This window comes from Parajatrophihabitans canadensis (genome assembly GCF_053764775.1).
The window spans coordinates 361,510-374,220 of sequence record NZ_CM132445.1 but is presented as its reverse complement, the minus strand read 5'-3'; the positions used below and the strand labels follow the sequence as shown (position 1 = coordinate 374,220).

Below are 12,711 nucleotides of genomic sequence, written 5' to 3'. Positions count from 1 at the left end.
TCACACCACCTTCGGGACGGGCCTCGGTAGCCTCGCCGCGGCAGGATCTGGCTCCGCCTCGACGCCGAGCAGCCTGTCGATTGCGACCTCCGCCCTACGGACCAAACCAGGTTTGACGATCGGCTCGACCGGACGCTGATGGATGAACGAACTGAATGCCTCGCTCGTGGTAAATGTCGGTCGGTAGCCGAACTCCGCCTCGAGCTTGGCGCTTGAAACAACCCGCCCGAAATTCAGAAACTGCATCTGTTCCGGGGAGAAATCCACCCGTCCCGAGCGCCGCACGGTCCGCCCGACCAACGGCACCAACGACATCGGAACCGGCAGTGACAACCGTCCGGCGCGGCGGATCGCCTGGCTCAACAGCAACGCACCGGCACCGGCGGCATTGAAGGTGCCCGGACGAGGGCTGAGGGCTGCCAACCGCAGAATCTCTACCGCATCGGTCTCGTGGAGCAACTGCAATCTCGGATCAAAGCCCAGCGCGGTGGGAATCACCGCCAGCTGAAAATAGCGAGTCAGCGGCGTATCGATGAATGGGCCGATGAAGTTGGCAAATCGAAGCACGGTGACGTCGATATCTGGGCGGCGGCGACTGAACCCCCGCACATAACCCTCGACCTCGACCGCGTCTTTGGCGTAGCCGCTTGAGGGCAAGGCGTTCGCCGCCATCTCCTCGGTGTAGATGGCGGGGTCACGCGAGGAAGCGCCATACACCGCGGTCGTCGATTTCACGACGAGACGCTGGACGGTGTCGGACTTCTGGCAGGCCGCGAGCAACTGCATCGTGCCGATGACGTTGAGCTCTTTCATCGGAGTTCTGCCGCCGGCGCCGCCGGGCGTCGCCGTGACCGAAGCATGGATGACGGTGTCTATCTGCGCCTGCCGCATTACTTTGCCGATAAGCGGATTCCGGATATCTGCGCGGACGAATTCGGTGCGTCCGAGCAGGTCGAGATCGGCCCGGCCGGGTGGGATCGTGTCTACTCCGATGACGCGCTCAACGGCGGGGTCGGCAGCCAACCGGCCTGCGAGCCGACTGCCCAGAAAGCGATTGACGCCAGTCACCAGAATGACGGTCATTGGTCTTCGCCGCCAAGGCGCTCATCGGGAATCATTGGTCTTCGCCGCCAAGGCGCTCATCCGACATGTGCTGCTCCCGGCGACTCGTGATCTGGCGATCTCAGAGGTCTTGGCCGTCGATACCACGCTACTCACCATCGAGCGTGCATTGCCTGCCGTGCCGAATTCTCGACGCGCTCGGCCCTCCTCGCGGTGCGCGAAAAGGGCCGAGGCGAACGACTCGAGTTGCGGTTGCTGCGTGCACCAGGAGCGCTGCACTCAGCACCGCGCCTTACTTCTTGTTGCGTCGCTGAACGCGTGTCTTCTTGAGCAGCTTGCGGTGCTTCTTCTTCGCCATCCGCTTGCGCCGCTTCTTGATGACAGAACCCATTTACCCGACCTCGCTCGCACGATTGATACGCGTGAGTACACGCGTCACTAGCCAGGCAGCCTACCGTGCGTTACCCCGCCTCGAAGAACGCGCCCTTCAGGTAGTCCTGAACCGCCTTTTCAGGAACGCGGAACGAGCGCCCCACCCTGACTGCGGGCAGCTCACCAGAGTGCACCATCCGGTACACCGTCATCTTCGATACGCGCATCACCGCGGCCACCTCGGCCACGGTCAAGAAGCGCACCTCATGCAGCCCCTCAGAGGACTTAGTCATTCGTCACACACCTTTGGCACGTGACAGTGAGCCGGCTTCCCCTCCGGCAACCTGACACGCACGTGCTCGGGTGAGAGTAGCGGTACACGTGGGGCTAGTGCGATGGGTGTTCTTCACGAAATGGTCACTATTTTCTCAGGTTCGGCGTTCCCACCTATCGGACGGTAATTTTCCGCTAGCGTCCGCCGCCCACCCAGGTAACGCGTACATCAGCTAGAGGGTCCTAATTTGCTGGCCTGCTGGCCGCTGCAGCGGACAAATCGACCCTGCCGTACCAGGCCCGAAGTTACGCTGCGTGAAGAGGGGATCCAGGAAAAAATTGTTGCCGAATTGACCACTCCTGCCACCCGTCTCTCAGTTTCGTGAGCTGAATCAGATGGCCGTGAGCCGCTCTGCACCGGCGGCCCGGGGTTCACCCGCCAGTTCATCGGCCGGTGCTGGACCGACAGTCAACCAGCGGCCCGAAAGGCCGGACGCGACGATACGCCGGATTTAGCCGGATGCGATGCGGTCCGGGGGGATCCAACCGGTTCAAGCCGCTGCATCAGCGGACGGATCAGGGCGTCCATCTGCGGTGACGGCCGCACACCGAGCTCGGTCATCATGCGGCGCCGGAAGGACCGATACTCGCGGATCGCCGCGTGGAAGTTCCCGTCATCCAGATGCACCCGGATCAGCGCGCGGTGAGCGCTCTCGCGAAGCGGTTCGATAGCAGTCGCGCCGAGCGCCGCGGTCAGCGCCGCGGCCGTGAGTCCCCGGGTTCGCAGAGTTGTCGCCAGCGCCTCGAGGGCGCACAGCCGCAACTGTTGCAGCCGTTCCCGCTCGTAAATCACCCAGTCGTCGTACCAGCCTGACAACAGCTCCGCGCGCAGGAGCACTCTCAGACTCTGCAGGCAGCGCTGGTCGCCGGGACGGTCCTCGGCATCGTCGCCATCGGGGACGGCATCGGCGTACATGCTGAGTTCATTCGCGTGCGCCTGGAACTCATCCAGATCAACCGACACCGACGGGCCGAAGCCAACCTGCCGATCCTCCACCCGAAGTAACCCGGGCGCGGCGCGTTCGATTCGGCATACTGCGGCGCGGAGGCTCCCCGCCGCCCGCGCCTCGGTGGTTTCGGGCCACAGGCGGCCGGCCAGATAACTTCTGGGACGGTAGCCCTCCAACGCCAACAACGCGATCAATCGTTGCTCGCGAGACTTCAGCACGACTTCGGCGCCGCCGCGGTAGAGCCGTAGCGACCCGAAAAGGTAGACCCGATATAGGTATTCAGTGGCCGCCTCGGGACGGCATCCGGCCGAATCGGCCTGAATCCCTCCGAACCGTAGGTCTCTCTCGAGAGCTTCCGAACCACCCGGTGCCCAATCTGCCTGACCGAGGCAAAGTTCTACGGTCATGACGACGACCCCCACTCGACCGGAATGTCGGCTACCTGGATCACGACCGCCCGCACAAGTATGGGCAATCCCGCGATGGCAAGGAGATTCTCACCGACACTGACATTCCTTCAATCTCTTCCTGAGGAGCACACCGCGCTGCGGTTGATACTCCGACAGCCGATGATTGTCCCGCCGCCGATGAACATCTGGAACGGAACGGCAGTTTCGGACAATCTTGCGACAGTCACGGGGAAATCACGGAGCAATCACGCTGCAGTCACAGGACCACTGGCGTAATGGCTGGGCACACAAGAACGAACCAAGTGCACGCCAGCACAACAACGAAGTACCACCACCTGGGGGGAGGTGAACATCATGCGGAACGAACTTACTTACAGCGAGTTGGACATCGAGAGTGTCGAGCTGCTTCCAGCGCGGGAAACCCTTTTCTTCAACACCTACAACTGGGCAGGCATCTACGCCTCGAACTCGTCACTGGCCGTCAACGCTGCCACTCTGCTGTCGCAGGCGAACAGCGCGGCTCTCCAGAGCATCTCGGTTAGCCAGCACTGACCAGCAGGCACCTAGGGCGTGCAGATCCACAACAGCGCTCGCCGTCAGGCGATCGTCCAGAACTGGATCTGCACGCCCTCAGCAGAAAGGGGAACGTTGTGAACCAACGATCAGTAGTCGAGTTCGCAGAACTCGACGCGCAGTCCCTGGAACTGCTGCCGGCAAAGGAGACGTTGTTCAACATCAACGTCATGCCGATCATCGGTGTGAACATCTCCTTGGCGCTCAATGCCGCGACCGTCGGTTCAACGGCGAACTCGTATGCAGGGCAGCAATTCCTTGCCCTTCAGCACTTCTGACAAAGGGCATCGGCGGGTGGGTCCGACCATTCGGCCGCATAGCGGTCGAATACCGGTCGTACCCACCCGTCTCTTGCCAAACCAGCCATCGCTTGGACATGAGATGTCAATGCACGCAACGACGGACGCTGGCTCAGCGGCCGCACGATCAGACACTGCAAGTCAAACCGCTGCCGAAGCATCGCCAGTCCGCTGGTGCCGCACAGCCGGATTGAAGAATCTGGGCTGCGCGCAAGGCTCAGGGTTGCGCGAGTCCCGATACCTGCTGCAGCGAGCCGACGGCCAGGTTCTGCAGCTGTCGGAGTTGCTGCATCTGGTTGTTCACGAGGTGTCCGCCGAACGCGATACCGCACAGATTGCCGAGGCCGTCAGCAATGCCTACGGGCGCACTCTTACTGTCGAAGGCCTCGAACACGTTCTCACGCGCAGGCTTGCGCCCCTGGGACTCGTCCAGCAAATCGCTGACCGCACGCCGATCCGCCCGGCCGAAGAACAGCAAGGAGAGGCTGTCGACCCGCTGCTCTCACTGCGCCTGCGGCGGACCATTCTTACCGAAGCCAATGTACGAGGCCTCGCCCGAACGGTGTCGTTCCTCTTCAAACCAGCCGTCGTAGTCGCCGCCCTCGTCTCAGTCATCACGCTGGACGTTATGGTGTTCGGTCGCGGAAGTCTCACCGCTGCGCTGAACCAAGTACTCGCGACGCCGACGTTTCTCTTGGCACTCATGGGTGTTCTTACGTTGGGAGCGCTCTTCCACGAACTCGGGCATGCCGCCGCCTGCCATTACGGTGGGGCGCGGCCCGGGGTAATCGGCATGGGCGTCTACCTCGTATTCCCAGCCTTCTTCACCAATGTCACCGACTCGTATCGGCTCGACCGCGCTGGGCGGATCCGTACCGATCTAGGCGGCTTGTATTTCAATACCCTGTGCCTGATCATCCTCGACGCCGGCTATTTGCTTTCGGGTAATGGGTTCTTACTACTTGCTGCGCTGCTGATGCATGTCGAGATGGCACAGCAGCTCATTCCAACCGTCCGTTTCGACGGTTACTTCGTGCTGGCCGATCTGGCTGGTGTACCGGATCTTTTCTCGCGGGTGGGGCCCGTTCTGCTGAGCCTCTTGCCGGGTCGACCGACCGATCCACGAGTAGCAGAGCTGCGACCTGCGGCCCGACGGCTGGTTACGGTGTGGGTCTTCCTCGTCGTACCGACTCTGATCGGGGGCTTGGTCTGGTTCGCTTACAGCGCACCGTATCTGATCTCGCACACCGTTGACTCCGTCCAGCAGCAGGGCGAACAACTCGGGCGGGCTTGGGGCCAGCACGACCTCCCCTCGCTGCTCCTCGCCGGTTTGTCGATCCTGCTGCTGACCATTCCTATTGTCGGTTTGACGATTCTTCTGCAACGCATGCTGACGAGCCTGATCAAGATAGTGCTCCGGCTGGGACAGCGGCTGATCGTGACCAAGAAGCGACCAACGCCTGCCCCAGCTCAGGTTCAGCCAGCACGCGATCAGGGACCGGTAGCCACCGCACCTGTTGACAAGACCGCCATTTCCGAGAGCATGGAACGTACCGAAGGGCCGAAGATGAATGATTCTGACGCAACTATGGGCACGACGACACTTGCTACGAGACTTGCGATGCTCCCTGCCGAAGGCGATTCGCAGCCTTCTGAAACAGGATTCGGCATCTCCGATCAAGAACCGGTGGCCGCCAAGCCAGCGACCGACACCGCGGAGCCTGCGGAGCCCGCTACCGACGCGACGCTGCCAACCGATGGCGAAGCCCCGGAGCGGCGGCCTGTTCCCACGTTCGACCGGGAGTCCGAGCTGTCGAAGGGTGAAACCCGCAACACCGACGAGCTGTCCGCCAGCGCATTCACCGACGCGATTCTTGGTTCCACTCGCGGATCTGCCCCTACCGGAGGCTGGCGTCGATCGGTGTTCCGCGTAAGTGGCGGCGCCATCAATCCCGGCCCGAGCGCACAGGAGCGCCGCGAGGCCGCCGTCCTCGCTCGAGTGACCGCTCCGATCGCCGGTTCTCGTCGAGTCGTTGTCATGAGCCGCAAGGGCGGAGTAGGCAAGACCACCACGACCCTCGCTCTCGGCAGCATGTTCGCAATGTTGCGTGGTGATCGGGTGATTGCGGTCGATGCCAACCCCGACGCCGGCAACCTCGCGCATCGCGTCTCGCAACCGTCGGAACGAACCATCACCGACGTCCTGCGCTGCCTCGAACTCATTCAGAGCTACTCCGATCTGCGCGAGTTCACCTCACAATCTCCGGAAAGCCGGTTGGAAGTTCTCGCCTCGAACGACGACCCGAGGATCGGTCTCGCTCTGAATCGCCGCGCCTACCACCGAGTGATCCAGTTGCTCGACCATTACTACAATCTCATTCTGCTCGATACCGGAACGGGAATCCTGGACAGCGCGAACCAAGGCTTACTTAGCGAGGCCGACCAGCTCGTACTCGTACTGAGGCCCGCAGTGGATGGCGCCCGCGCCGCGGCACTGACGCTGGATTGGCTTTCGCAGCATGGTCATGGAGAACTGGTTGCCCGAGCGGTGGTTGTCGTCAACGGCTGCCACGAAAAGGCCGGGGTGCCCTACGAGGCGATTGCTGACCACTTCTCCAGGCGCTGCGCCAAGGTCGTAGCCGTGCCGTGGGATCGAGCGCTCGAAGCGGGCTCGCAGACCAGGTTGTCGGAATTGAAACCGGCGACCCGAGCGGCCTTCGTGGAATTGGCGGCCTCGGTAGCTGACCACTTCGCAGTTCAAGAATCGTTCTGATCGCTCGAGGACATCAACTCAATCACAGAATGCGGAGCGCACCATGAACAGATCCCGAAGGTTGTTGAGGGCCGGCGTCATCCTGATCTCAGTTGCGCTGGTCGGCGTTACCGTCGCGGGCGCCGCAGACGCGCAATTCGGCTCTTACAACCGCAACCTCGAGGCTGCTTCGGCCGCGATCCCCGCGCAGGCCGGTGATTCGCTCAACGATGTCTCGATGCACGTCGAACATCCCTCCGGACGGACCCTGCGCGCCAGCGCGGTGGCTACCAGCTCGCTCACCTGCGACGGATGCCACGCCAACGCCGTCACCCTGCAGGTCATCTATTCGCGGGGTGTTAGGGCGCTGCAGGCAGACAATGTGGCCGCAGCATGGTCCTCGTGCACCGGCTGTCAGGGCTCGGCCCTGTCACTGCAGGTTGTCATCGCCCGCCGGGCCGGGACAGTCGTCGCCGGCAACCGATCCTTGGCCGTGAACGCGACCTGCGTGAACTGCCTCACCGCGGCGGCCGCCGTCCAGATCGTGGTGATCTCGAACAGTCAGCGCGAGCTGTCCAAGCAGGCGCTCGCACAGATCGTGGCGCTTCGCGATCAGCTCAACGCCCAACTTCAGGCGCAGATCACCCCGGCGCCCCCGGCCCCTGCGGCTGCGCAGAGCGCCCGGCTGCTACCGCTGGCGGCACCCATGGTCAAGAACAGCCTCGCGGCAGGTGTCGGACAGATCCAGAAGGTTCTGCTGACGGATCTGCACGCAACGCTAGGCAGTCAAGACATCCAACTTCGCACCGGCTGATCTCCGGGGCTGGGGCCGCTGACGGATCGGTGATCAGGATCCGTCAGCGGCTCGTCCCAGTTCGACCGAGCGGTCGTGGGCGGCCTCGATGGCAGCGATGAGGGCAGCACGGACAGCGTGGTTCTCGAGCTCGCGAATGGCGGAGATCGTGGTGCCCCCGGGACTGGTCACAGCCTCTCGAAGCTGAACCGGATGTTCCCCCGAGTCGCGCAGCATCACCGCCGATCCCACCGCTGTCTGCACGATGAGGTCGGCGGCCAGAGCACGCGGCAGGCCCAGCAGGATGCCGGCGTCGATCATCGCCTCGACCAAGAAGAAGAAATAAGCGGGCCCGCTGCCCGACAGAGCAGTGACCGCATCCATCTGCGACTCAGGTACCCGGACGACCCGTCCGACTGCCTCCAGCATCGATTGAGCGCGTTGCAGGTGCTCCTCGTCGGCGTGGGTGCCCGGACTGATCGCGGTCATCGCCTGGTCGACCAAGGCGGGGGTGTTCGGCATGCATCGGACGACTGCCGGGCCACCGGGCAGCCCCCGCTCGAGTCGGCTGATGGTGATCCCGGCGGCAACCGATACGACGAGATGATCGGAGGTGACATGTTCGGCAAGTTGCTTGAGTACCAGGTCGATGTCCTGTGGCTTTACTGCGATCAACAAGGTGGACGAGATCTGGACGGCGCTGGCGATGTCAACGCCCTTGATGCCGTACTTGGACTGTAGGTAGTCGACCCGGTCGGGATAGTGCTCCACCACAACGATCTCGTCCGGAGTGAAAAGCGGCTCGGTCCCGCGTAGCAGACCTGACAGCAGCGCCTCACCGATCTTGCCGCCACCGATGATCGCCAGGCCACCTGGTCGTGCTGCACCGCTCGCAGCGGCCGAGTCGTTGGAATCGCCAGCCGTGTCGGTCGAACTCGTCGTCATGGGCGCCAATCATTGCACCTGGACGGTCCGTGACGGCGGGCAGTCCGCGAGGTTGGTATACCGCTGAGCGGCCATGGCGACCCGCCCGTATACGAACCTCGATGATGGCGTCGCGCGGCGCTAGCCGATGTGATCGAGTCTTCGGAGGATGACACCCTCGCGAAGCGCCCACGGGCACTGCTCGAACTCGTTCACCCCGAGCGCCAGCATGGCCTGCTCAGCCACGATTGCGCCAGCCAAGGTCTGGTGGGCCCGACCTGGCGAGACGCCGTCCAGCTCCGCCAGATCGGCTGATGCCATCCTCGAGATGAAACCAATGATCTGGCGCAAGCCGTTGATGTTGATGCTGCGCGGCGCTCTCGGACCCTCTTTCGAGGGTGCTGCGCCGGCAAGCCGAGCCAAGGTCCGAAAAGTCTTGCTCGAGGCTACGACACGGTCCGGGCGCGAACCGTTCAGCAGCTTCTTCGCCGGACCAGTGAGCTCACTGTGGACGTACTCGCGAAGACGTTCGACCGCCTGTCTGGAAGGCGGGTCCCCGTCGAGCCACTCCCGGGTCAGCCGACCGGCACCCAGCGGCACCGACAATGCGACCTCGGGGCTCTCGTGGTCACCCACGCCGAGTTCGAGGGAACCTCCACCGATGTCGAGGCACAGCAGGCGACCTGCGCTCCAGCCGAACCACCGTCGCACCGCCAGGAACGTCAGCGTCGCTTCGTCTGCCCCGGTGAGCACCTCGAGGGTCACGCCCGCGTCCTGCTGAACCCGTGCCAGTACCTCGGCGGAGTTGCGTGCGTCACGGACCGCCGAGGTTGCGAATGCCAGAAACTCATCACACTCGAGTTCGGCTGCCTGGCGACGGGCCCCCAGCGCTGCGCCGACGAGGGCATCTGCCCCCTCCAGAGCCAGATCCCCCCGCTTGTCGATGTGTTCGGCCAACCGAAGCACGCTCTTGCGGGACAGCTGCGGCGTCGGCTGGCCACCACGATGCGCGTCAACCACGAGCAGATGGACCGTGTTGGAACCTACGTCCAATACTCCTAGCCGCATGACTCAGACCGTAGTCGATGCTCGTTGATCGAACTGCCGAACTGTCCGAGATCTCGGTGACGGCAACGCGCCCGACCAACTGCCCGACTACAGTCGCGCACGTGCCCGAAAAAGTTCGCCAGCTTCCCGATCGCCAACTTCCCGTTATCCAGCCGAGCCCGCCGCAACCGCGCGATAGCGAAGTGTCGCTCGACTTTGCGCGCGAGTGGATCGAGTTCGAAGACCCGGCCAATGTCGAACATCACATCCGCGCGGATCTGACGTGGCTGTGCTCACGTTGGACTTGCATCTTCGGTCGCGGGTGCCACGGTGTCATCGAAGGCCGGGCTTCCGACGGCTGTTGCAGCCACGGTGCGTTCTTCTCCGATATGGCTGACCTCAAGCGCGTCAAGAAGTACGCGCGGCAGCTGACGCCAGAAACGTGGCAGTACTACAAGGTTGGCAAGAAAAAGGGAATCACCGAGAAGGATTCGGTCGGTGACGAGGAGGACCGGGTCCGAACTCGCCGCGTCGACGGCGCCTGCGTGTTTCTCAACCGGCCTGGCTTCGAAGGCGGCGAGGGTTGTTCACTGCACGCCCTCGCGTTGCGTGAAGGCCTGCATCCCTTGGACACAAAGCCAGAAGTCTGCTGGCAACTACCTGTGCGCCGAGAGCAGGAATGGATCACCCGGACGGACGAGACGAAGATTTTGCTTTCCACCGTGACCGAGTTCGACCGCCGGGGCTGGGGCGAAGGTGGGCACGATCTCTACTGGTACTGCACCTCCGCGCCTGAGGCACACATCGGCGCCGAACCGCTCTACGTCAGTTACGCCCCAGAGCTGGCCGCTCTGATCGGTCAGCCTGCGTACAACGAACTCGCGCGGCTGTGTGCGCGGCGGCTGGCACAGGGCCTCATCGCCGAACACCCGGCGACCACGGCTGCCCGAGAGCAGGCGGGCAGATGATCATCTCCACGTGTGCGGCCACAATTGAACGCGCAACGGGCTAAAAGCGGGCCGCTGTCGCGGAGATGATCACCTGCAAAACGATTTTAGCCTTCGAATTTGTAACCCAAACCGCGGACCGTCAAGAGGTACTTGGGGTTCGCTGGATCGGGTTCCAGCTTTGAACGCAATCGCTTGATGTGCACGTCGAGGGTCTTGGTGTCACCGACGTAGTCCGCCCCCCACACCCGGTCAATCAGCTGGCCGCGGGTCAGCACCCGGCCGGCGTTGCGGAGCAAGAGTTCGAGTAGATCGAATTCCTTCAACGGCAACGAGATCGTGTCACCATCGACGGCCACGGTATGGCGCTCGACATCCATCCGGACCGGCCCGGCCTCCAGCGTGGCGGTGATGAGCTCGTCCGCCTCGCCGCCTCGGCGCATGACCGCCCTGATCCGGGCGATCAACTCCCGGTGTGAGAACGGCTTGGTGACGTAATCGTCGGCACCGAGTTCGAGCCCGACGACCTTGTCGACCTCGGAATCCCTGGCAGTCAGGATGATGATCGGCACGGTCGAGCGCTGCCTCAGCGACCGGCACACCTCGGTGCCCGACAAGCCGGGAAGCATCAGATCGAGCAGGACGATATCGGCACCGGTGCGGTCAAATGACCCGAGGGCATCGGGGCCGGTCGCAGCGACCGTTACCTCGAAGCCTTCGCGGCGAAGCATGTAGGACAGCGGGTCAGAAATCGACTCTTCGTCCTCGACGACAAGAACCCGGGTCACGGGGATGTCCTTTCGTAGGCAATATGCATCATTTGGGTAGTTGGCTGGTGTTGGTTGGTTGCAGGGTTGGGGCAGGTTTCGGGGTCTGGGCTGATCGTTGAAGTTGGACCTGCGGAAAACTCTGGTGTTCAAGCTCTCCCTGTTCACGAGATGATTCGCGCCCCGCCTCGGCGTCGGAGCTGCCGCCGTCCCGTCCGGCCAGCGGCAGCCTGATCGTGAAGGTCGAACCCGAACCGGACACACTCCACACGGACACCGCGCCGCCGTGGTTCGACGCGATGTGTTTGACGATGGCCAGGCCCAGGCCGGTGCCGCCGGTCGCGCGGGACCGAGCCGGGTCGACCCGGAAGAACCTTTCGAATACCCGGTCGAGGTCGGCCTCGGCTATTCCAATTCCTTGATCGGTAACCGCAATCTCGACCCATTCCGAGCCGTCTGCGTCCATGACGGCCCGCGCTGAAACTCCGACCTTGGTCCGTTCCGGGCTGTAGGCGATGGCATTGTCGACCAGGTTCGACAAGGCGTTGGTCAACTGCGTTTCGTTGCCGCGGACTTGCAGGTACGGCTCGGTTCGGTCGACCACGGTGATGCCCGATTGCTCGGCGAGCAATCGACTTCGATCGACCGCTTCGGACACGATGTGCTCGACATCAACCAGGTGCGCTCCCGGTAGCGGTTCAGCCCCCTGCAACCGGGACAACTCGATCAACTCCTGGACCAGGCGGCCGAGCCGGGCACCCTCGCGTTGCATTCGGTGCGAGAACCGTTGCACAGCCTCGGGATCGTCGGCGGCGTCCTGAACAGCTTCGGCCAGCAAGGTCAGGGCACCCACCGGTGTCTTCAGTTCGTGTGAGACGTTCGCCACGAAATCCCGCCGGACACGCTCCAGACGCCGCGATTCAGTGATGTCGGTGAACCGAAGCAATACCGTGGCAATTCGCTCGTCCCGCAAGACCGGCCCGAGCGGCATCGCCGTGACGAGAAAGGTCAGCGACTCCGGGCCACCCCTGCCCTGCGCCAAGTCGAGCGTGACCGAATCGGCAACACCGGAATCCGTTACGGCGCGTACCAGTGCGCTGAGCACCGGAACCGTCAGCCGGTCGTCCTCGACTGCCCGTATCTGGCGAGCGGCGGGATTGGCGAAGATCGCGATTTCGTCCCGATCCACCACGACCACGCCGACATCGATGGCTCCCAGCACCCGCAAGGCCAAGGACGGGGTTGTTGCAGGGCCCTCGGTTGCTACCTTCGCGCTCGCAGCCGGGTTCGCAACCGAGCCGGGAAGCGCACCGACTCGGAACTCGATCCCGGACGAGCCAGGGCCACTCGGGGCGCTCGTGCGATTGCTTCGCCTCGAGTAAGCGCGCATCAGTAGTGCGGCGACGCCCGCTCCTGCGAGGAACGCAAGAGCAGCCACGACGGCCGCTGTGAAGGTCACGGCCAGATCGTACGGCTGATTCC

The 12,711-nt window shown here is 63.3% G+C and carries 13 protein-coding genes; 5 read left to right on the top strand and 8 right to left on the bottom strand.

The window, feature by feature from the left end:
• From ACSMXN_RS01780 to ACSMXN_RS01765, 4 genes are all read right to left on the bottom strand, one after another.
• Window positions 1–1,083: an NAD-dependent epimerase/dehydratase family protein gene (locus tag ACSMXN_RS01780; protein WP_022913556.1), complete on the bottom strand. Its 1,083-nt coding sequence runs from the start codon at window positions 1,081–1,083 to the stop codon at window positions 1–3.
• A gap of 271 nt (window positions 1,084–1,354) precedes the next feature.
• On the bottom strand, window positions 1,355–1,453 hold the full coding sequence (locus ACSMXN_RS01775) for a 30S ribosomal protein bS22 (protein WP_012854759.1): 99 nt from the start codon (window positions 1,451–1,453) through the stop codon (window positions 1,355–1,357).
• 70 nt (window positions 1,454–1,523) lie between these two features.
• Window positions 1,524–1,727 carry a helix-turn-helix domain-containing protein gene (locus tag ACSMXN_RS01770; protein ID WP_022913554.1) on the bottom strand — a complete coding sequence of 68 codons (204 nt, stop codon included), beginning with the start codon at window positions 1,725–1,727 and terminating at the stop codon, window positions 1,524–1,526.
• A 449-nt stretch (window positions 1,728–2,176) separates the two neighbouring features.
• Window positions 2,177–3,124, bottom strand: coding sequence for a BTAD domain-containing putative transcriptional regulator (locus ACSMXN_RS01765; protein ID WP_155958389.1), 948 nt, complete (start codon window positions 3,122–3,124; stop codon window positions 2,177–2,179).
• A gap of 357 nt (window positions 3,125–3,481) precedes the next feature.
• Here ACSMXN_RS01765 and ACSMXN_RS01760 point away from each other — a divergent pair, with 357 nt between their 5' ends.
• The 4 genes from ACSMXN_RS01760 (at window position 3,482) to ACSMXN_RS01745 (ending at window position 7,565) form a co-directional block, all read left to right on the top strand.
• Window positions 3,482–3,679 (top strand): hypothetical protein, encoded by a 198-nt coding sequence (locus ACSMXN_RS01760; RefSeq protein WP_155958388.1) that lies wholly within the window; start codon window positions 3,482–3,484, stop codon window positions 3,677–3,679.
• Window positions 3,680–3,777: 98 nt separating this feature from the next.
• Window positions 3,778–3,978 carry a hypothetical protein gene (locus tag ACSMXN_RS01755; protein ID WP_022913551.1) on the top strand — a complete coding sequence of 67 codons (201 nt, stop codon included), beginning with the start codon at window positions 3,778–3,780 and terminating at the stop codon, window positions 3,976–3,978.
• 244 nt (window positions 3,979–4,222) lie between these two features.
• The gene (locus ACSMXN_RS01750) at window positions 4,223–6,772 is read left to right on the top strand and encodes an AAA family ATPase (protein WP_196811295.1); all 2,550 of its coding nucleotides are present in this window, start codon (window positions 4,223–4,225) and stop codon (window positions 6,770–6,772) included.
• 43 nt (window positions 6,773–6,815) lie between these two features.
• Window positions 6,816–7,565: a hypothetical protein gene (locus ACSMXN_RS01745; RefSeq protein ID WP_022913550.1), complete on the top strand. Its 750-nt coding sequence runs from the start codon at window positions 6,816–6,818 to the stop codon at window positions 7,563–7,565.
• Between the two features lie 33 nt (window positions 7,566–7,598).
• On the opposite strand, the gene proC is transcribed toward ACSMXN_RS01745, so the two are convergent.
• Together proC and ACSMXN_RS01735 are read right to left on the bottom strand one after the other, a co-directional pair.
• Window positions 7,599–8,489, bottom strand: a complete 891-nt coding sequence (gene proC, locus ACSMXN_RS01740) for a pyrroline-5-carboxylate reductase (RefSeq protein WP_022913549.1) — start codon at window positions 8,487–8,489, stop codon at window positions 7,599–7,601.
• A gap of 120 nt (window positions 8,490–8,609) precedes the next feature.
• Entirely contained in the window at window positions 8,610–9,536 is a 927-nt protein-coding gene (locus ACSMXN_RS01735; RefSeq protein WP_022913548.1) for a Ppx/GppA phosphatase family protein, read from the bottom strand.
• A 101-nt stretch (window positions 9,537–9,637) separates the two neighbouring features.
• Here ACSMXN_RS01735 and ACSMXN_RS01730 point away from each other — a divergent pair, with 101 nt between their 5' ends.
• Window positions 9,638–10,483, top strand: a complete 846-nt coding sequence (locus tag ACSMXN_RS01730) for a hypothetical protein (RefSeq protein ID WP_455407677.1) — start codon at window positions 9,638–9,640, stop codon at window positions 10,481–10,483.
• 86 nt (window positions 10,484–10,569) lie between these two features.
• Here the strand turns inward: ACSMXN_RS01730 and ACSMXN_RS01725 are convergent, their stop codons facing one another.
• Window positions 10,570–11,250 (bottom strand): response regulator transcription factor, encoded by a 681-nt coding sequence (locus tag ACSMXN_RS01725; RefSeq protein WP_022913547.1) that lies wholly within the window; start codon window positions 11,248–11,250, stop codon window positions 10,570–10,572.
• 28 nt (window positions 11,251–11,278) lie between these two features.
• Window positions 11,279–12,688 carry an ATP-binding protein gene (locus ACSMXN_RS01720; RefSeq protein WP_022913546.1) on the bottom strand — a complete coding sequence of 470 codons (1,410 nt, stop codon included), beginning with the start codon at window positions 12,686–12,688 and terminating at the stop codon, window positions 11,279–11,281.
• Window positions 12,689–12,711: the final 23 nt, after the last annotated feature.

What these genes read in the sequence shown, in the direction of transcription:
- ACSMXN_RS01780 (WP_022913556.1), bottom strand. Translation starts at nt 1,083, where the DNA reads ATGACCGTCATTCTGGTGACTGGCGTCAATCGCTTTCTGGGCAGTCGG.
- ACSMXN_RS01775 (WP_012854759.1), bottom strand. Translation starts at nt 1,453, where the DNA reads ATGGGTTCTGTCATCAAGAAGCGGCGCAAGCGGATGGCGAAGAAGAAG.
- ACSMXN_RS01770 (WP_022913554.1), bottom strand. Translation starts at nt 1,727, where the DNA reads ATGACTAAGTCCTCTGAGGGGCTGCATGAGGTGCGCTTCTTGACCGTG.
- ACSMXN_RS01765 (WP_155958389.1), bottom strand. Translation starts at nt 3,124, where the DNA reads ATGACCGTAGAACTTTGCCTCGGTCAGGCAGATTGGGCACCGGGTGGT.
- ACSMXN_RS01760 (WP_155958388.1), top strand. Translation starts at nt 3,482, where the DNA reads ATGCGGAACGAACTTACTTACAGCGAGTTGGACATCGAGAGTGTCGAG.
- ACSMXN_RS01745 (WP_022913550.1), top strand. Translation starts at nt 6,816, where the DNA reads ATGAACAGATCCCGAAGGTTGTTGAGGGCCGGCGTCATCCTGATCTCA.
- proC (WP_022913549.1), bottom strand. Translation starts at nt 8,489, where the DNA reads ATGACGACGAGTTCGACCGACACGGCTGGCGATTCCAACGACTCGGCC.
- ACSMXN_RS01735 (WP_022913548.1), bottom strand. Translation starts at nt 9,536, where the DNA reads ATGCGGCTAGGAGTATTGGACGTAGGTTCCAACACGGTCCATCTGCTC.